This is a genomic window from Sphingopyxis granuli, from assembly GCF_001559015.1.
GTDB classification, from domain to species: domain Bacteria; phylum Pseudomonadota; class Alphaproteobacteria; order Sphingomonadales; family Sphingomonadaceae; genus Sphingopyxis; species Sphingopyxis granuli.
In genome coordinates, this window is record NZ_CP012199.1 from 1048154 (window position 1) to 1072099 (window position 23946).

14 protein-coding genes are annotated in these 23946 nt (G+C 69.3%); 13 read left to right on the top strand and 1 reads right to left on the bottom strand.

Annotation, left to right across the window (positions count from 1 at the left end):
* The first annotated feature begins 58 nt into the window (after positions 1–58).
* From SGRAN_RS04935 to SGRAN_RS04975, 9 genes are all read left to right on the top strand, one after another.
* Positions 59–7780 (top strand): autotransporter-associated beta strand repeat-containing protein, encoded by a 7722-nt coding sequence (locus tag SGRAN_RS04935; RefSeq protein WP_067181153.1) that lies wholly within the window; start codon positions 59–61, stop codon positions 7778–7780.
* A gap of 87 nt (positions 7781–7867) precedes the next feature.
* Positions 7868–8212: a RidA family protein gene (locus SGRAN_RS04940; protein ID WP_082737418.1), complete on the top strand. Its 345-nt coding sequence runs from the start codon at positions 7868–7870 to the stop codon at positions 8210–8212.
* Between the two features lie 47 nt (positions 8213–8259).
* A complete protein-coding gene (locus SGRAN_RS04945; protein WP_172709613.1) occupies positions 8260–9159 on the top strand; it encodes a LysR family transcriptional regulator in 900 nt (299 codons plus the stop codon).
* Between the two features lie 122 nt (positions 9160–9281).
* A complete protein-coding gene (locus SGRAN_RS04950) occupies positions 9282–10529 on the top strand; it encodes an FAD-dependent oxidoreductase (RefSeq protein ID WP_067181162.1) in 1248 nt (415 codons plus the stop codon).
* A gap of 161 nt (positions 10530–10690) precedes the next feature.
* The gene (locus SGRAN_RS04955) at positions 10691–12001 is read left to right on the top strand and encodes a dicarboxylate/amino acid:cation symporter (protein WP_082737073.1); all 1311 of its coding nucleotides are present in this window, start codon (positions 10691–10693) and stop codon (positions 11999–12001) included.
* An 8-nt stretch (positions 12002–12009) separates the two neighbouring features.
* Positions 12010–13728: a gamma-glutamyltransferase gene (gene ggt / locus SGRAN_RS04960; protein ID WP_067181165.1), complete on the top strand. Its 1719-nt coding sequence runs from the start codon at positions 12010–12012 to the stop codon at positions 13726–13728.
* Positions 13725–15428, top strand: a complete 1704-nt coding sequence (locus SGRAN_RS04965) for a gamma-glutamyltransferase family protein (protein ID WP_067181168.1) — start codon at positions 13725–13727, stop codon at positions 15426–15428. The genes ggt and SGRAN_RS04965 overlap by 4 nt, the downstream gene beginning before the upstream one ends.
* A gap of 21 nt (positions 15429–15449) precedes the next feature.
* The gene (locus SGRAN_RS04970; protein ID WP_067181171.1) at positions 15450–17453 is read left to right on the top strand and encodes a CapA family protein; all 2004 of its coding nucleotides are present in this window, start codon (positions 15450–15452) and stop codon (positions 17451–17453) included.
* 22 nt (positions 17454–17475) lie between these two features.
* Complete coding sequence (locus SGRAN_RS04975) at positions 17476–18402, top strand: D-alanyl-D-alanine carboxypeptidase family protein (protein ID WP_172709614.1); 927 nt, start codon at positions 17476–17478, stop codon at positions 18400–18402.
* Between the two features lie 150 nt (positions 18403–18552).
* Here SGRAN_RS04975 and SGRAN_RS22535 read toward each other — a convergent pair whose 3' ends face one another.
* Positions 18553–18723, bottom strand: a complete 171-nt coding sequence (locus tag SGRAN_RS22535; RefSeq protein WP_172709615.1) for a NepR family anti-sigma factor — start codon at positions 18721–18723, stop codon at positions 18553–18555.
* A 195-nt stretch (positions 18724–18918) separates the two neighbouring features.
* Between SGRAN_RS22535 and SGRAN_RS04980 the strand changes: the two genes are divergently transcribed.
* From SGRAN_RS04980 to SGRAN_RS04995, 4 genes are all read left to right on the top strand, one after another.
* Entirely contained in the window at positions 18919–19713 is a 795-nt protein-coding gene (locus tag SGRAN_RS04980) for a response regulator (RefSeq protein ID WP_067181177.1), read from the top strand.
* 160 nt (positions 19714–19873) lie between these two features.
* Entirely contained in the window at positions 19874–22579 is a 2706-nt protein-coding gene (locus SGRAN_RS04985; protein WP_067181180.1) for a bifunctional [glutamine synthetase] adenylyltransferase/[glutamine synthetase]-adenylyl-L-tyrosine phosphorylase, read from the top strand.
* Positions 22576–23043, top strand: coding sequence for a thioredoxin-dependent thiol peroxidase (gene bcp, locus SGRAN_RS04990; protein WP_067181183.1), 468 nt, complete (start codon positions 22576–22578; stop codon positions 23041–23043). The genes SGRAN_RS04985 and bcp overlap by 4 nt, the downstream gene beginning before the upstream one ends.
* Positions 23044–23081: 38 nt before the next feature.
* A complete protein-coding gene (locus SGRAN_RS04995) occupies positions 23082–23873 on the top strand; it encodes a ferritin-like domain-containing protein (RefSeq protein WP_082737075.1) in 792 nt (263 codons plus the stop codon).
* Positions 23874–23946 lie beyond the last annotated feature (73 nt).

Consider the following 23946-nt stretch of genomic DNA (forward strand, 5'->3'; position numbering starts at 1 on the left):
CCGCAGCCACGACCATCGCCGGAACGGCGTCACGACGGAATATCAAGGGGTAATCAGGATGAAGCGTCACGCAAACATCTCGCTACGGGCGCTGCTGTGCGCGTCGGTCTTCGGTGGGGTGCTGCCCACTGCGGCGGCCGCGCAGGACATCACGATCGACGATGCGACGACGGCGCAGGTCAGCCTGGGCGCCGGACAGACGCTGACGGTCACGGAGACCGGCAGCATCACCACCGCCGGGCGGGTGATCGGTGTGCCCACGACCGGAACCGGCACGGCCACCATCGTCAATCGCGGACGGATCGAATCGACTTCGACCACGACGCTGACCAGCACGATCGGGCCGGCTTCCACGATCAACCTCAATCTGACCAACGAAGCCGGCGGTTCGATCACGGGCGCGCGGCCCGTATATTTCACCACGGGCGAGCTGATCAACCGCGGCACGATTGCGTCCACCATGACCGGGACCTCGACCGCGGACGCGATCAATGCCGTGCAGGACTCGATCGTGCGGCTCGAGGCGGGGAGCGTCACGTCGGCGAGTTCGGCGACGACGGGAAACAGCTATGCCGTGAACTTCACCGGCGGCGGCAACAGCATCTATATCGACACCGGCGCGACGGTGAACGGCACGATCCGGGCTGCAACCGGCGGTGTGGGCGCCAATCGTGTCTATCTGACCGGCACCGGCACCCAGACGCTGGGGCCGATCTCGGGTTTCAACGGCTATTATATTGATTCCGGCGACTGGACGGTGACCAGCTCGATCACCGCCGCGGCCGAAGGCAGCACCATCGCGGAGGGCGCGACGCTGCGCTGGGGCAATGGCGGCGCGACCGGCAGCATCAGTGGCAATATCGTCAACAATGGCCGACTGATCGTCAACCGCACGAACCAGGTGGTCGGCTTCACCACCGCGTCGATCACCGGCACCGGCCAGTTGATCGTCGATTCGCCCGGTGCCGCCGGCGGCCTGACGCTGCGCGCGCCGGGGACGAGCTACAGCGGCGACACCATCGTCAAGAATGGCACGTTCAGCGGCGTTGCGACCAATGCGATGTCGGCGAGTTCCGAGGTTGTTCTCGAAAGCGCCGGCATTCTCGACATCGTCACGGGCTTCGATCAGGAGATCGGCGGTCTGTCGGGCGCCGGCGCGACCAATATCAACGGCGCTGCGCTCACCCTCGGCGGCAAGGGAACGAGCACCAGCTATACCGGCGCCTTCGCCGGCGACGGGTCGCTGACCAAGGTCGGCGCCGGGACGTTCACCTATGACGGCACCGGCGCGCTCGGCGGCGGCGTCACGGTACGCGGCGGCGGTTTGCTCCTTGATGGCACGCTGACCAGCGACCTGCTGGTCGAGAATGGCGGCCAGCTCGGCGGCACCGGCTCGCTCGCCGGCAATGCGGTCGTCAACGGCACGCTCGCCGGCCTGTCCGGCCAGACGCTGACCTTGCAGTCGCTCCAACTTGGCGCCGGTTCGACCGTCTCGGCGACGCTCGGCAGCGAGAGTGCGCCGGTGCTGTTCGACGTGCTGGGCGATCTGACGCTCGACGGCGCGCTGACCGTAACGCCGGCGACTGATTTCGGGGCCGGCCTCTACCGAATCTTCTCCTATGGCGGGACGCTGACCGACAACGGGCTCGACGTCGGGGCGCTCAGCGGCGGGGCGACCGGCGCGTTGCAGACCGCGACCGCGGGGCAGGTCAATCTGGTCGTGTCCACCGGTTCGACGCTTTCGGACATCCAGTTCTGGAATGGAACGAAGGTGGCGGGCGACGGCACGATCGCGGGCGGCGACGGCGTGTGGAGCGTTGACGGACGGACCAACTGGACCGACCTCGACGGCGCAACGACTGAAACCTGGGGCGGCCGCTTCGCGGTATTCACCGGTCCGGCCGGAACGGTCACGGTCGACGACGACGCAGGTGCGATTTCGACCTCGGGCCTCCAGTTCGTCAGCGATGGCTATCGTATCGAGGGCGACCCGCTGACGCTGGCGGGCGCGGCCGATGTACGTGTCGGTGACGGCACGGCGGCTGGCGCAACAACCTCCGCGACGATCGCATCCAACATCACCGGCAGCGGCAGCTTGGTCAAGCAGGACCTCGGCACGCTGATCCTCGCGGGCGCGAACGACCATGCCGGCGGCACGCGGATCGCGGGCGGCACGCTGCGGATCGACGCCGGCGGATCGCTCGCCACGACCGGAGCGACGCCCGCGGTCGGCATCGCCGCATCGACGCCGGCGAGCGCCCTGACGCTCGTCAATGCGGGGCGGATCACCGCGAGCGATCGGGCCATCGACGCCGCGACGGGCACGACGCTGTCGCTGCTCAACGAAAGCGGCGGAGTGATCGAGGGCGCGTCGGGCGTCTATCTGGATGCGGGCGAGGTCATCAACCGCGGTTCGATCACCGCGACGACTGGCGATGCCATCCAGGCGGCGGCCGGCTCGACGGTGCGGCTCGAAGCGGGCAGCACGACCGCCTTCACCGGCAGTGGTACCAATTATGCCGTCAATTTCCTCGGCGGGTCGAACACGCTCTATCTCGACACCGATGCGACCGTGACCGGCCAGATTCGCGGCGCGTCGGCAGCGGGTTCGGGACCCGATCGCGTCTATCTGAACGGCACGGGTTCGGCCGTGCTGCCCAGCATGACCAATTTCGAGGGATATTATTTCCAGTCGGGCGATTGGACCGTGACTGCGTCGTTCCTCGCCACCGCCGAAGGCAGCACGATCGACGAAGGCGCCACCCTGCGCTGGGGTAATGGCGGGACGACGGGCAGCATCAGCGGCCAGGTTACCAACAATGGCCAGCTGATCGTCAACCGGACGAATCAGGTGGTAGGCTTTACCACCGCGCCGATTACCGGCACCGGCCAGCTGATCATCGATTCGCCCGGTGCCGCCGGCGGCTTGACGCTGCGCGCTCCGGGCACGACCTACAGCGGCGATACCATCGTCAGGAACGGCACCTTCAGCGGCGTTGCGACCAATGCGATGTCGGCCAATTCCGAGGTCGTTCTCGAAAGCGCCGGTATCCTCGACATCGTCGCGGGCTTCGATCAGGAGATCGGCGGTCTGTCGGGCGTCGGGGCGACGAACATCAACGGCGCCGCGCTGACGATCGGTGGCAAGGGGACGAGCACCAGCTATACCGGCGCCTTCGCCGGCGACGGGTCGCTGACCAAGGTCGGCGCCGGAACGCTGACTTATGGCGGCACCGGCGCGCTCGGCGGCGGCGTCACGGTGCGCGGCGGTAGCCTGCTCCTCGAAGGCAATCTGACTGGCGATCTGCTGGTCGAGAATGGTGGTCGGCTCGGCGGCACCGGTACCCTGGCCGGCAATGCGGTTGTCGACGGCACGCTCGCCGGCCTTTCCGGCCAGACGCTGACGCTGCAATCGCTCGTCCTTGGTACAAACGCCACGGTCGCCGCGACGCTCGGCAGTGAGAGCGCGCCGGTTCTGTTCGACGTGCTGGGCGATCTGACGCTCGACGGCACGCTGGCCGTGACGCCGGCCACCGATTTCGGCGCCGGCCTCTATCGAATCTTCGCCTATGGCGGCACGCTGACCGACAATGGGCTCGACGTCGGGCCTCTTGGCAGCGGCACGAGCGGCGCGTTGCAGACCGCGACCGCTGGTCAGGTCAATCTGGTCGTGTCCACCGGTTCGACGGTTTCGGATATCCAGTTCTGGAACGGAACCAAGACCGCGGGCGACGGCACCATCGCGGGTGGTGACGGCGTGTGGAGCGCTGGCCCCGCCACCAACTGGACCGACCTCGACGGCGTATCGACCGAAGCCTGGGGCGGCCGCTTCGCGGTGTTCGCCGGTGCGGCCGGAACGGTCACCATCGACGATGATGCGGGCGCGATCGCACCCGCCGGTATGCAGTTCGTCAGCAGCGGCTATCGTGTCGAGGGCGACCCGCTGACGCTGACCGGCGCGGTCGATGTGCGCGTCGGCGACGGTACCGCGGCCGGTGCGGCGACGAGCGCGACGATCGCATCGAACCTCACCGGCGCGGGCAGCCTGGTGAAACGGGACCTGGGCACGCTGACCCTGACCGGCACGAACAATCATGCCGGTGGCACGCGGATCGCGGACGGCACGTTGCGGATCGATGCGGGCGGGTCGCTCGACACGGCCGGCACGACGCCCGCGGTCGGCATCGTCGCATCGACACCGGCGAGCACGGTGACGCTTGTCAATGCGGGACGGATCACCGCGAGCGAGCGGGCCATCGACGCCGCGGCGGGAACGACGCTGTCGCTGCTCAACGAAAGCGGCGGGGTGATCGAGGGTGCGTCGGGCGTCTATCTGGCCGCGGGCGAAGTCGTCAATCGCGGCTCGATCACCGCCACCAATGGCGATGCCATCCAGGCGGCGGCGGGTTCGACGGTGCGGCTCGAAGCGGGCAGCACCACCGCCTTCACCGGCAGCGGCACCAATTATGCCGTCAATTTCCTCGGCGGGTCGAACAACCTCTATATCGACACCGGCGCGACGGTGACGGGGCAAATTCGTGGGGCTTCGGCCACCGGATCGGGACCCGACCGCGTCTATCTGACAGGCAGCGGCTCGGCCATTCTGCCCAGCATGACGAATTTCGAGGGATATTATTTCCAGTCGGGCGACTGGACCGTGACCGCATCCTTCGTCGCCACCGCCGAGGGCAGCACGATCGACGCGGGCGCCACGCTGCGCTGGGGCAATGGCGGGACGACGGGCAGCGTCAGCGGCCAGGTCACCAACAACGGCCGGCTGATCATCAACCGCACGAATCAGGTGGTGGCCTTCACCACCGCGCCGATTACCGGTACCGGCCAGCTGATCGTCGATTCGCCCGGTGCCGTCGGCGGCCTGACGCTGCGCGCTCCGGGCACGACCTACAGCGGCGACACCATCGTCAGGAACGGCACGTTCCGCGGCGGCGCATCGAACGCGATGTCGGCGAATTCCGAGGTCGTCCTCGAAAGCGCCGGTACCCTCGACATCATCGCCGGCTTCGATCAGGAGATCGGCGGTTTGTCGGGCGTTGGCGCCACCAATATCAACGGCGCCGCGCTCACCCTCGGCGGAACGGGGCTCAGCACCAGCTATACCGGCGCGCTGTCGGGTGACGGCTCGCTCGTCAAGACCGGCACCGGGACGCTGACCTATGGCGGCACCGGCGCGCTTGGCGGCGGTATCACCGTGCGCGGCGGCGGCCTGACGGTCGACGGCAATCTGACGAGCGACGTCCTTGTCGAAGCCGGCGCATCGCTGGGCGGTGCCGGCCTGCTGGCGGGGAATGCGGTCGTCGACGGCACGCTCGCCGGCCTGTCCGGCCAGACGCTGACGCTGCAGTCGCTTGAACTCGGCGCGGGTTCGACCGTCGCGGCGACACTGGGAAGCGAAAGCGCCCCGACCCTGTTCGAGGTGCTCGGCGACCTGACGCTCGACGGCACGCTGGCCGTGACGCCGGATACCGGCTTTGGCGCCGGTCTCTATCGGATCTTCGCCTATGGCGGCGCGCTGACCGACAACGGGCTCGACGTCGATCCGCTGGGCGCCGGCATCACGGGGACGGTCCAGACCTCGATCACCGGCCAGGTCAATCTGGTCGTCGACGACGGAAGCGGCCTCTCTTCCATTCAGTTCTGGAACGGGACGAAGACCGCGGGCGACGGCACGATCGCGGGCGGCGACGGCGTGTGGAGCGCCGGAAGCGGCAGCAACTGGACCGACTCCGACGGCGCTTCGAGCGAAGCCTGGGGCGGACGCTTCGCCGTGTTCGATGGCGCGGCCGGGACGGTCACGATCGACGATGCCGCGGGCGCGGTGTCGGCGACCGGCATCCAGTTCGCGACCGACGGCTATCGCGTCGAAGGCGACCCGCTGACGCTGGCGGGCGCGGTCGACGTGCGCGTCGGCGACGGCACCGCAGGCGGTGCGGCGACGAGCGCGACGATCGCATCGAACCTTACCGGCGCGGGCAGTCTTGCCAAGCAGGACCTCGGCACGCTGATCCTGACCGGCGCGAACGATTATACGGGCGGCACGCGCATCCTGGCGGGCACGCTGCAGGTCGGCGCGGGCGGCACCAGCGGGACGCTGCCGGGCAACGTCCTGATCGGCGGCGGCACGCTGGCCTTCGACCGGTCGGACGATGTCGGTTATGGCGGCACGATCACCGGTCAGGGGCAGCTGCGCCAGCAGGGCTCCGGCACCCTGACGTTGACGGCCGATTCCTCGGCCTTCACCGGAACCACGACCGTCGATGCGGGGCAATTGCGCGTCAACGGCGCGCTGGGCGGAACCGCGATCGCGGCCGCCGGCGGGCTGCTGGGCGGTACCGGGCGGCTCGGCGACATCATCGTCCGCAGCGGCGGCACGCTGGCGCCGGGTAACAGCATCGGGCTGCTGACCGCGCGCTCGGCGACGTTCGAGGCGGGATCGGTGTTCGCGGTCGAGGTGAATCCCGACGGCACCACCGACCTGCTGCGCACCACGGGGCAGGTCGTGATCGACGGCGGCACGGTCGAGGTGCTGGCCGGCGCCGGCAATTATGCGATCACCAGCGATTACACGCTGATCGAGGCCGCCGGCGGGGTGGTTCGCGGCGGCGCCTCCAACGGGTTCGAGGGGGTGACGACGAACCTCGCCTTCCTGACGCCGACGCTGGGCTATTCGGCCAATGCGGTGACGCTGAACCTGACGCGCAACGACGTCGATTTCACCGACGTCGCGGCGACCGCCAACCAGCGCTCGGTCGCTTCGGCGATCCAGTCGGCGGGCCTCGGCAGCGCGCTGTACGACGCGGTGCTCTATCTCGACGGCGCCGGTGCGCGCAGCGCCTTCGACCTCGCATCGGGGGAGATCCACGCTTCGGTCCGCACCGCGATGGTCGAGGATCTGCGCCGGCCGCGCGCCGCCGTGATGCAGCGGCTCGGCACCGCGCCCGACGGGTTGGGCATGTGGCTCCAGGGCTTCACCAGCCGCGGCGACAATCGCGACCGCCCGAATGCCGCGCGCATCGAGCGCCAGACCAACGGCATCATCGGCGGGATCGACGTCGGCGACGCGGATGCGCGGGGCGGCCTGGCCATCGGCTATGGCAGCAACGACGTCACCGGCGCGGCCCGGGCGAGCAGCGCCCGTGCGAAATCGCTGCACGTCATGGCCTATGGCGGCGCGCGGCTGGCCGGGCTGCGGCTCAGCGTCGGCGCCGGCTATTCGGACGTCGATGTGGATAGCGAGCGCGCTCCGGCGTTCGGCGGTCTCTCGGGCAATCATACGGCCAGCTATGGCGGCAGCGTGCTGCACGGCTTCGCCGATGTCGGCCTGCCGCTGGCGCTCGGCGGCGGCAGTGTCGAACCCTTTGCGGGAATCGCCCATGTCGAGGCGCGGACCAAGGCGTTCACCGAAACGGGCGCCGGGCCGCTCGCCCTTGCCGCCGATCGCGCCAAGGACGGCTTCACGCTGTCGACCCTCGGGCTGCGCGCTGAAACCTCGGCGACCGGTCCGCTGGCGGTGCGCGCCTCGGCCGCGTGGCAGCATGGTTTCGGGACCATCGCCCCGGTGTCGAACCTGCGCTTTGCCGGCGGCACCGCGGCGCCGTTCCGCGTGGCGGGGGCCGCGATCGCGCGGGACGCCGCGGTTCTGGACGTCGATCTGATGTGGCGTCTTACGGACAAGATGCGCTTCAGCCTCGGCTATTCGGGTCAGCTTGGCGCGAATGTCCAGGATCACGCCGGCACGGTCTCGCTGGGCTTCGTCTTCTGACGCGGCGGTTCGCGGCGTCCGCCTCCCCGGCGGCGCCGCGAACCCGTTCGCCCGCCTCATCGGGGGCGGGCATGATTGGAGAGAATGATGACGGCTCCCCCCCTTTCGGCGTCGCGCTGCGCTGATTCCCTCGTCTTCACCTCGGGCCAGCTTGCCCGCGGCGATGACGGCGAGATCGTGCCGGGCGGCATCGAGGCACAGGCCGAGCGTGCGCTGGCCAATCTCGTCCGCGTTCTGGCGAGCGAGGGATGCACGCCGCGCGACGTTGTGAAAGTCACCGCCTGGCTGACCGACGCCCGCCATGGCGCGGCGTTCAATGCGGCCTATGTGCGCGTGTTCGGGGACCCCTATCCGGCCCGGTCGACGGTGGTTTCGGCGCTGCTCGCGCCCGATGCGCTGGTCGAGGTCGAAGCCGTCGCCAAACGACCATGACCGCGAAAGCCGTTGGTCCCGTGCTGTTGCAGGGCTACAGAGGGGGCATGCGGTTTCGTCAGATTGAAGTCTTCCATGCGGTCTATACCCATGGATCGATCAGCGCCGCGGCACGCGTGCTGGGCGTGTCGCAGCCCTCGGTTTCCAAGACCTTGCGCCATGCCGAGGACAATCTGGGCTTTCAATTGTTCCAGCTCGCGCGCGGCCGCCTGATCCCGACCGACGAAGCGCATGCGCTGATTCGCGAAGCCGGCGATATCTTCGACCGGCTGGCCTCGCTGCAGCAGACCGCGCGCAATCTGGCGCAGGTGGGGGGCGGCCATATCCGCCTGGGCATCGTGCCCAGCCTCGCGCTCGACGTCATCCCGCAGGCGATGGCGCAGTTCCGGCGCGATTGGCCGCGCGTCACCTTCGAAGTGCATACCCACCATCACGACGATCTCGTCCGCTCGCTGATCGAGCGCGAGACCGATCTGGCGATCGCCTATACTCCGCCCCCGCATCCGCGGCTGACGAGCGCCGTACTGGCGCACGGGGAGCTTGTCGCCTTCGCGCCGGCGCAGGCTTTCGGCGACGTCGAGGACCGCCTGCCGCTCGACCAGCTGGCGGACCGCGACCTGATCGGCGTCGCCGCGACGGGACCGATCGGCGACGTGCTGACCCGTGCCGCGCTGGAGCGCGGCATCGCCTATCGCGAGGCCGTGTCGGTGCAGACCTTCTTCATCGCAGCGCGCCTCGCCCAGCTCGAAGGCGGCGTGACCGTGGTCGACGAATTCACCGCGCGCGCGTCGCAATCGCCCGACTTCAACTGGTTCCGGACCGACCCGCCGCTCGAATTCACCATTTCCTGGGTGACGCTGGAGGATCGTCAGCCGTCGAAGGTCGTCCGCCAGTTCCTCCGCACCTTCAGCGACGTCCTGGAAGCCGTCCGCGACACCGGTTCATAGCTTCGGGCTATACCAGCCGCAAAGGTTGCCGCTTTGCGGCCGGCACCGGTTCGACAATCATCCCCCTCGAACAAGCGGCTCCGCTTCATGGGCACGCCGGCATGGGGGATGGAATCAACTAGATGCGCGCAGAATTTCGTCTGGGCGAGGCGTCGGCAACGGCACCGCGGGACCTGATCGTGATCGGCGCCGGGGTCGTCGGCATGGCCACGGCGCTGACGCTCGCCGACCGCGGTCACCGGGTCACCCTGATCGACCGCGCCGAAGGGCCGGGTCGCGGGACGTCCTTCGCCAATGGCGCACAGCTCAGCTATGCCTATACCGACGCGCTCGCGAGTCCCTCGACCATCGCGCAATTCCCCTGGCTGCTGCTGTCGCGCGATCCGGCTTTCCGCTTTTCTCCGCGCCTAGACCTCGATTATCTGCGCTGGAATCTCGCGTTCCTGCGCAACGGCAGCGCCGGCCGCTTTCGCCGCAACACGCTGGAGGGGCTGGCGCTCGCTTTCCTGTCGCGCCGCGCGTTGCACGCGCTGGTGCGGCGGCACGCGATCGATTTCGCGCACGATCGGCCGGGCAAGATCATCGTCTATCGCTCGGCCAAGAGTTTCGCGGCAGCGCAAACCCTTCTCTCCGACAAGATGGCGGCCGGCGCCGAACAGACCGTGCTCGACCCCGACCAGGCCGTCGCGATCGAACCGGCGCTCGAATCGATCCGTGCCTCGATCGTCGGGGCGATCCACACCGCGGGCGAGGAGGTCGGCGATCCCTATCGCTTCTGCACGGGTGCGCAGGCGGCGCTGGCGGCTCGGGGGGGCTTCGCCAGCCTTTATGACATCGCCATCGACCGCATCGACGCGAGCTGGCGCCGCCCGGCGGTGATCGCCGGCGGCCAGCGGATCGAGGCCGACCATATCGTCCTGTGCGCCGGCATGGCGTCGGTGGGCCTCGCGCGCAGCGTCGGTGTCCGCCTGCCGGTCATGCCGATGAAGGGGTATTCGATCACGGCGCAGCCGGGCGATGGGGCACCGCGCGTCAGCATCACCGATTCGGCCAATCGCGTCGTTTTCGCGCGGCTCGGAGACAGGATGCGGATCGCCGGCCTTGCCGATCTCGGCCGCCGCGACGCGGCGGTCGACCCCGCGCGCCTCGCTGCGCTGGTACGGAGCGCGCGGGCCGCGCTGCCCGCAGCCGCGGATTATGACCAGATCGAATCGAGCTGGGCAGGCCTTCGTCCGATGACCCCCGATTCGCTTCCGATCACCCGGCTGATTGCGCCGGGCGTGATCGCCAACACGGGACATGGGGCGCTTGGCTGGACCTATGCGGCGGGTTCGGCCGAACGCGTCGCCGCCATCGTCGAAGGGGGCTGAGCGGTGGCGGTGCGAATCGAGGACAGAGCGGCCGGATAAGGACGCCGACCCACCGTTCCCGCCGATCCACTGGGGCGGGAACGGTGGGAACTTGTAACAGGGTATGACAAGAGGTCGCTCGGCACGACCATGAAGGGAGCGGGCCGCAAAGGATGGAACAGATGACGGAAACTTCGCAGCCGGCCCCCCGACCGACGGAGGCATCGCCCGGGGTGCTGCGCCGCGCCTGCGGCTGGTGGTTCGGCGTTGCGCTGTGGAAACGCATCTTGGGTGCGCTCGTCCTCGGCGCAATCCTCGGGTTCGTCTGGGGTGAGGACGCGACCTCGATCGCGTGGATCGGCGAACTTTTCGTGCGGTTGATCCGCATGCTGGTCATTCCGCTCGTCTTCCTGACCATCGCCTCGGGCGTCGCTGCGCTCGCCGATCCCAAGCGCCTCGGCAGCATCGGGGTAAAAACGCTCGGCATGTATGTTTTCACCACCGCGCTTGCGGTGATGACCGGCCTCATCGTCGCGACGCTGATCGCGCCGGGGGCGGGGGCGAGTTTCGCCGGCGCGGTTCCGCGCGCCGTCGCCGAGCCGCAGGACACGGCGCGCATGTTCATGGAGATCGTGCCCGACAACCCGATCGGCGCGATGGCGAACGGCTCCACGCTGTCGGTGATCTTCTTCGCCGTCCTCGTCGGTGCGGGGGTCATCGCCGCGGGCAAGGAGGCCGAACCGGTGCGCAACCTGCTCGCGGGCGGTGCGGAGGTGATGCTGCGCATCGTCGGCTTCGTCATGGAAACCGCGCCCTTCGGCGTTTTCGCGCTGATCGCGGTGGTGATGGGCACGACGGGCCCGGCGAGCTTCCTCGCGGTGCTCAAGCTCGGCCTCTGCGTTGTCGTGGGATCGGCGATCGTGACGCTGGTCATCCATGGCGGCATCGTCGTGCGGCTGCTCGCCTGGCTGCCGCCTCTGCCTTTCTTTCGCGGCATCGCCGATGCGATCATGGTCGGTTTCTCGACCTCGTCGAGCAGCGCGACGCTGCCCGTCGCAATTCGCGTTGCCGAACGCAACCTGGGCGTATCGCCCCCGGTTGCCTCGACCGTGCTGCCGCTCGGCGCCACCATCGGCATGGACGGCGCCGCCATGTATGTCGCGATGCTGACGCTTTTCGCCGCGCAGGCATTCGGCGTCGATCTGAGCCTCGCCGATTATCTCGTCATCGCCGGCACGACGACGATCGTCGCGATGGGGGTCGCGCCGGTGCCCTCGGGGTCGCTTTTCGTGCTCGCCGCGGTGCTTCATGCGATCGGCATCACGCCGGAGCAGACCGCGATCGTCGTCGGCTTCGTCCTGCCCTTCGACCGCATCCTCGACATGATCCGCACCATTCCCAACGTCACCTCCGACCTGTCGATCGCGACCGCCGTCGCACGCTGGGAAAAGGAAATGGACGTGCGCGAATATCTTTCCGCCGACGACGAATGAGGCCCACCATGCCCTTTCGCCGCTCGATCGGCGCTGCTCTCGCGCTGGCGCTCGCGTTCCCCGCGCCGCTCGCGGCGCAGACGCGGCACCTGCTCGAATATCCGTCGGTTCATTCGCCCGTCGTCGGCACGCGCGGCATGGCGGTCAGCCAGAATGCGATCGCCAGCGAGGTCGGCGCGCAGATCTTGCGCGACGGCGGCAATGCCGTCGATGCGGCGATCGCGATGGGCTTCGCGCTCGCGGTCACCTTGCCGCGGGCGGGCAATATCGGCGGCGACGGGTTCATGACCGTCTATGACGCCGCGTCGGGGCAGGTGCGGGTGATCGACTTTCGCGGGGTGGCGCCGCGCGCCGCGACGCCCGACATGTTCGTCGACGAAAAGGGCAAGGAACGCGCAGCGGCCAACTACGGCTATCTGGCGCCCGCGGTGCCGGGCACCGTCGCGGGCCTCGATCTCGCCCATCACAAGTGGGGCAAGCTCCCCTGGGACAAGCTCGTCGCGCCCGCCATCGCGCTGGCGCGCGACGGCGTCCGGCTGACCGCCGACGAGGCCTTCGTCTTCCAATGGGGCAAGCCGCGCCTGTCGAAGAGCGAGGCGGGCAAGGCCGCTTTCTACAAGGCCGACGGCTCGCTCTATCGGAAGGACGAGGTGATGAAGCGCCCCGCGCTCGCCTGGACGCTGGGCGAGATTGCGAAGAACGGCGCCGACGGCTTCTACAAGGGGGAGGTCGCCCGGCGCATTGCCGCCGATATGGCGGCGCATGGCGGCCTGATCGGCGCAGAGGATCTTGCGTCCTATCGGCCGATCGAACGGGACCCGTTGGTCGGCAGCTATCGCGGTTACACCATCTATACCGCCCCGCCGGCGAGCGCGGGCGGCCCCGCACTGCTCAACATCCTGAACCAGCTCGAACATTTCGACCTGAAGGCGATGGGGGCGGGCTCGGCTGCGTCGCTGCACGTGATGGCGGAGGCGATGAAGCTGGGTTATGCCGACCGCACGCGCGCGCTCGGCGATCCCGCGTTCGTCACCGCGCCGGTCCGGGGCTTCATCGCGAAGGAATATGCTGCCGAACGGGTCAGGCTGATCGACCCTGCACGCGCGCGGCCGATGAAGGAACTGCCCGCCGGCGATCCGCTGAAATATGAAAGCCCGTCGACCACCCATCTGTCGGTCGTCGACGGGCAGGGGAATGCCGTGTCGATGACCTATACGCTCGGTTCCGATTTCGGGTCCGGCGTGATGGTCGAGGGAACGGGCATATTGCTCAACAACCAGATGAACAATTTCAGCCACGAACGGGCCTGGCAGGCGCGCCGCAAGGGCGGCCGGGCGCCGCTCAACGCGATGGAACCGGGAAAAAGGATGCTGTCGACACAGATGCCGACGATCGTGATGAAGGACGGCAAGCCGTGGATCGTCGCCGGTACGCCGGGCGGTTCGACGATCATCACCTCGATGGTGCAACTGATCGTCAACGTCATCGATCATGGCATGAACATCGCCGAGGCGACGCACCAGCCGCGCATCTATCAGGGCGCGGTCAACACGCTGCGCGTCGAGCCCAATTTCAATCCCGATACGGTCGCCGCGCTGAAGGCGATGGGGCATCCGGTCGTCAGCGGAGAGACGATGGGCAGCGCCCAGTCGATCATGATCGACAAGGGCTTGTTCCTGGGCGCCGCCGATCCGCGCCGGCCGGGCGCGCTGGCGGTCGAGCCATGATCCGCGGCTGGATTCTCGCCGCCGCGGCGCTGCTCGCGGCCTGTGCACCCGCGTCGCCGCCGCAATCGGCGGCATCGCCCGCGGGCGAGCAGGCGGCGCGGCAGGCGTTCGTGGCGGCCGCCCACCCGCTCGCTGTCGAGGCCGGCCTCGACGTGCTGCGGCGCGGCGGCAATGCGATCGATGCGGCCGTTGCCGTCCAGGCGATGCTGGGGCTCGTCGAGCCGCAAAGCTCGGGTCTCGGCGGCGGCGCCTTCATGGTCCATTACGACGCGGCGACGAAGGCGGTCACCGTCTACGACGGGCGCGAGGTCGCACCCGCCGGCGCCACGCCCGACATGTTCCTGGACGACGGCGGCAGGCCGCTTCCGTTCCAGACCGCCGTGCTCAGCGGCCGCGCCACCGGCGTTCCCGGCGCGGTCGCGATGCTCGCGATGGCGCAGAAGGCGCGCGGAAAGCTGGGCTGGTCCGATCTGTTCGGTGAGACCGAGCGGGTCGCGCGCGAAGGCTTCACGGTGACGAAGCGGCTCGAACGCTTCGTCCACGGTCCCTATCCGCAGGCGGGCGCTCCCGATGTCCTGCGCTATTTCAGCGACGGTCACGGCGGCAAGGTCCGCGCCGGCGATACGCTGAAGAATCCCGCCTATGCGGCGTTCGTCCATCGTCTGGCGGTGGAAGGTCCGGACGCCCTCTATCGCGGCGAGACCGCGCGGCGCATCGTCGCGCGGCTGCATGAGGGCACGCTCGCCGGCAGCATGACCGAGGCCGACCTCGCCGCCTACAGGCCCGTCGTGCGGCAGGCGCTGTGCGGCAACTACCGCGTCTATGTCCTCTGCGTGCCGCCGCCGCCCTCGAGCGGGGTGGGCCTGCTCCAGTTGATGGCGATGGTCGAGCGCACCGACATCGCCGCGCGCGGCCCCGACGACCCGGTGGCGTGGGTGAAATATGCCGAGGCGAGCCGGCTGATGTATGCCGATCGCGACGCCTATGTCGGCGACGTTGCGAACGTGCCTGTCCAGGGGCTGCTCGATCCCGCCTATGTCGCGGCGCGCGCGGCGCTGATCGGCGACCGTGCCGGCCCCGTGCCGGAGGCGGGGCATCCGCCGGGGGCAGTGGCGATGCGCATCGATGCGACGGCCGAGGTTCCGGGCACCTCGCATTTCGTGATCGTCGACGGCGACGGCAATGCGGTGTCGATGACGACGACGGTCGAAAGCTTCTTCGGTTCGGGCCGCATGGTCGACGGCTTCTTCCTCAACAACCAGATGACCGATTTCTCTTTCGTGCCCAGCGGCCCCAATGCCATTGCGCCGGGCAAGCGGCCGCGTTCGTCGATGACCCCGACGATCATCCTCGACCGCGACCGCCGCCTTGCGGGCGCGATCGGTTCGCCGGGCGGCAATGCGATCCTCGCTTATGTGTCGAAGGCGCTGATCGGCGCGATCGACTGGCATCTGCCGCTCGACCAGGCGTTCGCGCTGCCCAATCTCGTCGCGCGCGGGCCCGGTTTTGCCGGAGAGGAGAGCCGCTTCGCGCCCGCGTTGCGCGCGGCGATGGCGGCGCGCGGCGTCGCGGTGCGCGCTGGGTCGGGCGAGGATTCGGGGCTCCACGGCGTCCTGATCCGCGACGGCCGTTTCGAGGGCGCGGCCGATCACCGCCGCGACGGCGTTGCGCGCACGATCGACCTCCCACTTCATCATTGATCCCCCGCGAAAGGAAGACATATGCGGTTTCTGGCATCGGCGGCCCTCGCCCTGATCGCGGCGTTCGGCGCCAGCCATTGCACGGCGTCCGTCGCCGCGCCGGCGGCGGCAACCGCTGCGCCCGTCACGCAGACGGTCAAGGGACAGGTGCGGATCGTCGGCGGCGCCAGCGAACTGGCGGCGCTCGACGTTCGCGTCAACGGCGATCCTGTCGGCATCGCGCCGGACGGCAGCCTGTCGGGCCGGATCGGTGAAGCCGATCTCTACCGGCTGACCGTGAAGGGCCCCACCATCTTCGATGCCGTCTCCACTTTCGCGGCGAGCGAGGTCGCCGCGGCCGATGGCAACATCGTCCTGCCGGCGGTCGAGGCGGTGGCACGCGCGCCGGGGCGCATCGAGATGTTCTTCGGCGGCGACGTGATGATGGGGCGCCGCTTCGAGGCGCCGCTGGATGGCGAGCCGACGGTGATCCGCGAGGCGAACCGCGCCGCCGACATGGCGCGGCTGCTCGATCCGATGAAGCCCTATTTCACCGGTGCCGATCTGGCTTCGGTCAATCTCGAAACCGTGCTGGCGACGCGCGACCTCGGCAATTCGCCGGGCAAGTCGGTCGTCTTCTACACGCACAGCGACGCCGCGCGGGCGCTGGTCGATGCGGGTATCGACTATGTCACGCTCGGCAACAATCATGTCTATGACTATGTCGAACCCGGCCTTGCCTCGACGCTCGTCGCGCTCGATGCGGTGCGGATGCCCTGGTCGGGCGCCGGCCGCGACGAGGCGGAGGCGCTGAAGGCCGCGCGCCTCTCGGTCGGCGGGCGCGCCTGGTCGATGCTCGGCTTCGTCGGCTGGAAAGGCAATGTCGAGCCCAACCAGGTCGCCGAAAGCGGCAAGGGCGGTGCCGCCCTGGGCAGCGACGCCAATATCGAGGCGGCGGTGCGCGGAGAGGTCGCCGCGGGACGCACGCCGATCGTCCAATATCACGGCAGCACCGAATATAGCGCCCGTCCAACCGCGATCAGCGAGCGGCGGATGAAGCTGGCGATCGATTCCGGCGCCGCGCTCGTCGTCTCGCATCATCCGCACGTCGCGCACGGTCTCGAACTCTACAAGGGACGCCTGATCGCCTATTCGCTCGGCAATTTCCTCTTCGACCAGAGTTTCCCCGAGACGCATGCCAGCTTCGCGCTCCGCGTCTGGATGGACGGCGACCGGCTGTTCCGCGCCGAAATGGTCCCGATCCAGATCCTCGACTATCGCCCGGTCCCGGCGGTCGGCGGGATGCGTCAGGCGGTGCTCGGCCGGATCATCGACCTGTCGGCCGAACGCGGGACGCGGATCGGGATCGTCGGGGGGCATGGCGTCATCCAGCCGTCGGCGCCGCTCGCACCGCCGCAGCGCTGCGCCGCCGATGCCGGCAGCGGCCTCAACGTCTTTCGCTACGACCTCTACCGGCCCGCAGCGGCCTGCCGCGACAACGCGGTCGCGGCGGGCCACGACCTGCTGGCGCGCGGCGATTTCGAGGCGGTGCGCTTCGGGGACGCCCGCGATCGGAGCTGGAGCGTCGAGGGCGGGGCGATCGATTTCGATCGTGATGCCCATGCGGGCCGTGCCGCGCTCGCCGTGTCGGTCCCCGGTGCGGGCGCTGCGACGGTCGGACCCAAGGTCTTCTTTCGGCCCGTTGCCGAGCGCCGGCTGACCTTCACCGGCTGGGTCAAGCTCGACGCGCCGGCGACGCTCGAACTGCTGATCCAGGAACAGCGCAAAGGCAGCGGACGCACCAGCGCGCTGGCCAATGCGCCGCGGCAGTCCGCCGGAACGCAGCGGATCGCGGCCGGCGGCTGGCAGCCGTTCCGCTTCGAGTTCGATCGCGGTGCGGACACCCCCGCGCAGCCGCTGCGGCCGCTGCTGCGCATAGAAGGGGCGTCGCGGGCGCTGCTCGACGATCTGGCACTGATCGCCTGGGGCGGCGATGCGCCGGGGCAATCCTATGGTTCGCGCGGCAACGCGGCCGCGGTCGAATAGAGAATCGAGAGGGAGAAGAATCATGGATATTCGCACAGTAATTCGCGCCGCCTGTCGGCCGGTGATGATGGCGGCGCTCGTCGCGGCCAGCGGTCCGTTGCTCGCCCCGTCGGTGGGCCATGCCGCCGAAGCGGCTGCCGTCGAGGGCGTGACCGCCGCGGCCTGGGCGGTCGCCGATGCCGAAACGGGCGAGGTGCTGGCATCGCATGAGCTGGAGCGGCCTTCGAACATCGCGAGCGTCACCAAGCTGATGACGCTGCTCGTCGTCTCCGAAATGGCCGCCGCGCAGCCCGCCATTCTCGACGAGGAACTGAGCTTTGCCGAACGCGCGGTGGCGATCGGCGGGACCAAGACCGGGCTTGCCGCCGGGGAACGGATCAGCGTGCGCGAAGCGCTTTACGGCCTGATGCTGCCGTCGGGGAACGACGCCGGATACATGCTGGCGATCCATTTCGGGGCGCCGATGGTGGCGGCGGGAGTGGATGCGACTCCCGCCTCGGCCTACAAGGCCTTCGTCGCGGCGATGAATCGGAAAGCGCGGGCGCTCGGCATGACCCAGACGCGCTACAGTTCGGCCTTCGGCGATGCGCTCGATCCCGATCGCCGGACGAGCAGCGCGCGCGACCAGCTGATCCTCGCCCGGGCTGCGATGGCAAATCCGCTGGTGCGCCAGGTCGTCGGCACGCGCGACCATGAAACCATGGCGCGGACCGCATCTGGCGCCGAACGCCGCGTCGCATGGCACAACACCAACGAACTGCTCGGCCGTCCGGGGGTCACCGGGATCAAGACCGGCTCCAATCGCAGCGCCCACTCCTGTCTGCTGACCGAGGTCAGTATCGACGGACGTCGCTACCACGTCGCGGTGCTGGGCAGCCGGACCAGTGCCGACCGCTATAACGACACGCTGAAAGTGTTGAAATCCGTGACGGGCCGCACGGTGAAATGAGCGCCTCCGCCCGACGCCTGCCCGATCGGAGCAGGCCGGCATAGGCCGCCTGTCAGCGGAGAGCATAAAGTTGAAACAGGCACGGTCCCCGGCGAAAGTCGGGGACCGAATGCTATAAGGTGGTCAAGGGGGACTGCGGCGCGGCCGCTGTCAATCGAGCTTGTCGAGCAGGTCCAGCATCGATTGCGGAATCGTTTCGTCGATCGCGGACTCGTAAGCCCGGCGCAGGGCGATGTTCACGTCCTGCGCTTTCCTGGGGATTTTCTTTCCGGCGTCTTTCCCGGCCGTTTTCTTGGGCGCTACGCCGGGTTCAGACGACATTGTCGATGCATCCGCTGGACATGGGGCCTTTTGCTAACCGCGCGTTCATCAAACTGCAATGGCGCGTTTTCCTTCCCTTGGAAACCAAATTAGGGCTAAATCGTTCCCATGTGGTGAAATAATTCGGCGGACGGCGACATTTTGCGCCGTTCGCCTGCTTTTCTGCGGGTTTCAGCCCGCTACAGGAGATACTCTATGTCGCTGGGCCAGGCTATCGCACCGCATCTTCCCTATCTGAGACGCTATGGCCGGGCGATTTCGGGAAGCCAGCAGGCCGGCGACGCGCTGGTCGCGGGGCTGCTCGAATCGCTCGTCGCGCATCCCGATGCGGTCGACCCCTCGGGCGAACTGCGAATCCAGCTCTATCGCATGGTCCACGACAATTTCGGGCTCGCCGCCGAACAGGCGGCTGCGCCCGATCCCGACGCTGCGTCCGATCTGGCGATCGCCGACGCGCGCCTCAGCCGGATTCCCTCGCTTGCGCGGCAGGCGCTGCTGCTCACCGCGGTCGAGGGTTTCAGCACCGCCGAAACCGGCCGGATCATCGGCCGCGATACCGCCGCGGTCGAGGCGCTGATCGCCGACGCGATGGAAGAGATCGACCGCCAGACCCGCGCGCGCATCCTGATCATCGAGGACGAGCCGATCATCGCGATGGATATCGAGATGATCGTGCGCGACCTGGGGCACGAGGTCGTCGCGGTGGCGACCACCCATGCCGAGGCGGTCGCCGAGGCGCAGGAGCACCGCCCCGGTCTCGTGCTCGCCGACATCCAGCTCGCCGACAACAGCTCGGGGATCGAGGCGGTGCAGGAAATCCTCACCGGGATGAACGTGCCGGTCATCTTCATCACCGCCTTTCCCGAACGGCTGCTGACCGGCGACCGGCCCGAGCCCGCCTTCCTGCTCACCAAGCCCTATCAGCCCGCGACGCTGCGCGCCGCCATCTCGCAGGTGCTGTTCTTCGACGAAAGCACGGTTCCGGCCTGACGCCGCCTCGATGGGGAAGGCTCGATGGGGAAGGGATGCCGCGTCTCTCCCGATCCTGTCATTCCCGCGTTTGCGGGAATGACAAAGGCTGAGAAATCGCTCGCAGCCGGGATTCCGTGCGTCTTGTAAAGGATCGCGGCACGGGTGATAGCGGCGGACGATGACCGCCCCTCCCGCCTCCCGTCAGTCCGCGCTCGACCGGCTGACCGCCAACGCGCCTTTCCTTGCCCGGCTGGCCGAGATCAACCCCGGCGATGTCGCCCGTTTCCTGGACGAGGGGACCGACGCCGCGCTCGCACGGGTCGCGCCGCCCGCGCCCGGCGACGACATCATGCGCGGCCTGCGCCAGTGGCGCGGGCGGATCGCGCTGCTGCTCGCGCTCGGCGACCTGTCGGGTGAGCATGACGTCGCGGCGACGACGCGGCACCTGACCGCCTTTGCCGATACGGCCTGCGACGCCGCGCTCGCCGCTGCCTTTGCCGAGCGCGTCCCCGACGAGGCGCCGCGCGGGCTGGCGGTGATCGCGCTCGGCAAGCTCGGCAGCCACGAACTCAACTATTCCTCCGACATCGACCCGATCCTGATCTTCGACCCCGCGACGCTGCCGCGCCGGTCGCGCGACGATCCGGACGAAGCGGCGGTGCGCATCGCGCGGCGGATGGTCGAGATCTTGTCGGCGCGCACCGCCGACGGCCATGTGCTGCGCGTCGACCTGCGGCTGCGCCCGCATCCGGAGGTGACGCCGATCGTGCTGCCCGAAAGCACCGCCATCTCCTATTATGAATCGCAGGCGCTGGCGTGGGAGCAGGCGGCGTTCATCCGCTCGCGCGCCTCGGCGGGCGACCGTGCGCTCGGCGAGCGCTTCCTCGCCGCGATCCAGCCCTTCATCTGGCGGCGCAGCCTCGATTTCCGGCAGCTTCGCGAAATCGGCGCGATGAGCGACCGCATCCGCGATCATTTCGCGCAGGGACAGGCGCTTGGCCCCGGCTACGACCTCAAGCGCGGACGCGGCGGGATTCGCGAGATCGAATTCTTCGCGCAGGTCCACCAGCTGATCTATGGCGGGCGCGACCCGTCGCTGCGCGTGCCGGCGACGGTCGACGCGCTCGCCGCGCTCGCCCGCGCCGGCCGGGTCGCCCCCGACGTCGCGGAGCGGCTGACCGACCATTATGCGGTGCTGCGGCGGATCGAGCACCGGCTTCAGATGGTCGAGGATCAGCAGACGCACAGTCTGCCGGTGCAGCCCGCCGCGCTCGACGGCGTGGCGCGTCTCGACGGGCTGGCCGACGGCGCGGCGCTGCTTGCCGCGCTCGAACCCGTCGTCGCCGACGTCGGCGCCGTCTACGATCGCCTCGTCGCCGAGCGCGCGGCGCCGGGCGGCCTGCCGCGCGACGACGGCGAACTGGCGGCGGCGCTGGCGGCTGCGGGGTTTGATCCGCCCGATGCCGCGCTGCGGACGATCGCCGAATGGCGCAGCGGCAAGCTGCGCGCGCTGCGCAGCCCGGCGGCGCTCGAAGCGCTCGAAACGGCACTGCCTGAACTGGTCGGGGCGCTGGGCGCCTCGCCCGACCCCGACGCGACGCTGCGCCGGTTCGATACGCTGGTGTCGGGTCTGCCGAGCGCGATCAATTTCTTCCACCTGCTCGCCGCGCAGCCGGCGCTGGCGCGGGTCGCGACGCGCATCCTGTCGCTCGCCCCGACGCTCGCCGATGCGCTCGCCGCGCGCGTCGAACTGATCGAGGGGCTGATCGACAAGCGCGCGTTCGAGGCGCCGATGGACAAGGACGGGCTGCTCGCCGAATGGGCGCCGGGGCTGGCGGGGCTCGATTACGAGCGGCTGCTCGACCGGGTGCGCGACCGCGTCGGCGAACGGCGCTTCGCCTATGGGGTGCAACTGATCGCAGGATCGGCCGATCCGCTCGTCGCCGCGCGCGGCTATGCCGACCTCGCCGAAGCGGCGCTGCAGGTGCTGGCCGACGCGACGGTCGCCGAGTTCGTCGCCGCGCACGGGCGCGTCCCCGACAGCGAACTGGTGGTGCTCGCGCTCGGCCGGCTTGGCGGGCGGGCGCTGACGCATGCGTCCGATCTCGACCTCATCTATCTGTTCACCGGCGACCATCTCGCCGAATCGGACGGGCCGCGCCCGCTCGGCGCGACGACCTATTACAATCGGCTGGCGCAGCGCGTGACCGCGGCGCTGTCGGTGCCGACCGCGGCGGGCAAGCTTTATGACGTCGATACGCGGCTGCGGCCGCAAGGCGCGCAGGGGCCGCTCGTCGTCACCGTCGACAGCTTCGAGCGCTACCAGCGCGAAGAGGCGTGGACTTGGGAGCATATGGCGCTGCTTCGCGCGCGGCCGGTCTATGGCTCGGACGACGCGCGCGCCGCGGTCGCGCGCGTCGTCGCCGAGGTGCTGGCGAGCCCGCACGATCCGGGCGACGTCGCACGCGACGCCGCCGGGATGCGCGACAAGATCGCCGCGCACAAGCCGCCCGCCGGACCGCTCGACATCAAGGGCGGGCCGGGCGGTCTCGTCGACCTGGAATTCGCGATGCAGGTGGCGCAGCTTGCCGGCGGCCGCTGCCACGATCCCCGGATCGGCGAGGCGCTCGCCTGCCTGACGGCGGCGGGGCTGGCGCCAGAGGGGATCGGTGCGGCGCACGACCTGCTCGCGCGGATGCTGGTGATGCTGCGCCTCACCGCCCCCGCGGGCGAGCCGCCGGCCGCCGCCGCGCGCCAGCTCGTCGCCAGCGCCTGCGGCGAGCCGGGCTGGCCGCAACTGCTTGCCGCGCACGACGCGGCGCGGCAGGAGGTGGCCGACTGGTGGGCCTCGATTCGCCCGCCGCAGCAGGAGAAGCAAGGATGAGCGGACTTTCGATCGGCGATGCGATCCCGCCCGTGACGCTGGCCGACGCCGACGGCGCGACCATCGACCTCGCCCGCCTGAAAGGCGCGCCGCTGGTCGTCTATTTCTATCCCAAGGCCGACACGCCGGGCTGCACGACCGAGGCGCAGGACTTCACCCGTCTCGCCCCCGATTTCGCGCATCTGAACGCGCAGGTGCTGGCCGTGTCGCGCGACGCGCCGGCGAAGCTGTGCAAGTTCCGCGACAAATATGGACTGACCGTCCGGCTGGCTTCGGACGAAGACGGCGCGGTGTGCGAAGCCTTCGGCACCTGGGTCGAGAAACAGAATTACGGCCGCACCTATATGGGGATCGAGCGGTCGACCTTCCTGTTCGGCGCCGACGGCAAGCTGGCGAAGGTCTGGCGCAAGGTGCGCGTCAAGGGCCATGCCGACGCGGTGCTGGAGGCGGCGAAGGCGCTGTGACCGTCTCTCGCGCGACCCGACGGAATTGAGGTGAGGACGTGACCACGCTGGGCGAAGCTGCGCGCGCGGTGCTGCTGACCGCCGACCCGCACGCCAAGCGCCGCGCGGCGCGGGGGTTCGCGCGGGCCTGGCGGCGCGGAGAACTCGTCCATCGCTGCGACGTCGCCATGCCCGACCGGCCGGCGTGGCCCGAGCGGCCCGAACTGCTGGCGCCCGGCCGGATGCCGCGCCGGCGCGGCGGCGGGTCGGAACGCGGCCGCATCGCGATGCTGCACGCACTCGCGCATATCGAATTCGTCGCGATCGACCTTGCCGTCGATCTGGTCGGCCGCTTCGGCGGCGCGTTTCCGCGCGGCTTCGTCGACGACTGGATCGGCGTCGCGGCCGACGAGGCGATGCATTTCGCGCTGCTCGACCGGCGCCTTGCCGGCCTCGGCAGCCATTATGGCGCGCTGCCCGCGCACGCCGGGCTGTGGGAAGCGGCGGAGGCGACCGCCGACGACGCGCTGGCGCGGCTCGCGATCGTGCCGATGGTGCTCGAAGCGCGCGGGCTCGACGTCACCCCCGCAACGATCGACCGGTTCCGCGGCGCCGGGGACGAGGCGTCGGCGCGCATCCTGTCGCGCATCTATACCGACGAGATTCGCCACGTGTCGGCGGGCACGCGCTGGTTCAACTGGCTGTGCGCCGAACGGGGATTCGGGCCGGCGGCGACGTGGCAAAGCCTCGTAAAATCGCGATTTCGGGGGGTGTTGAAGCCGCCGTTCAACGACTCGGCGCGCCGCGATGCCGGTTTAACGCAAGAATACTACGCGGTCATTGCTTCGTAAGGATCGACCACGCAGAACCCCTCGCGGGCAGGGATTGCATCCCATCCACAAGAACAACCGGCACCAGCGGCCT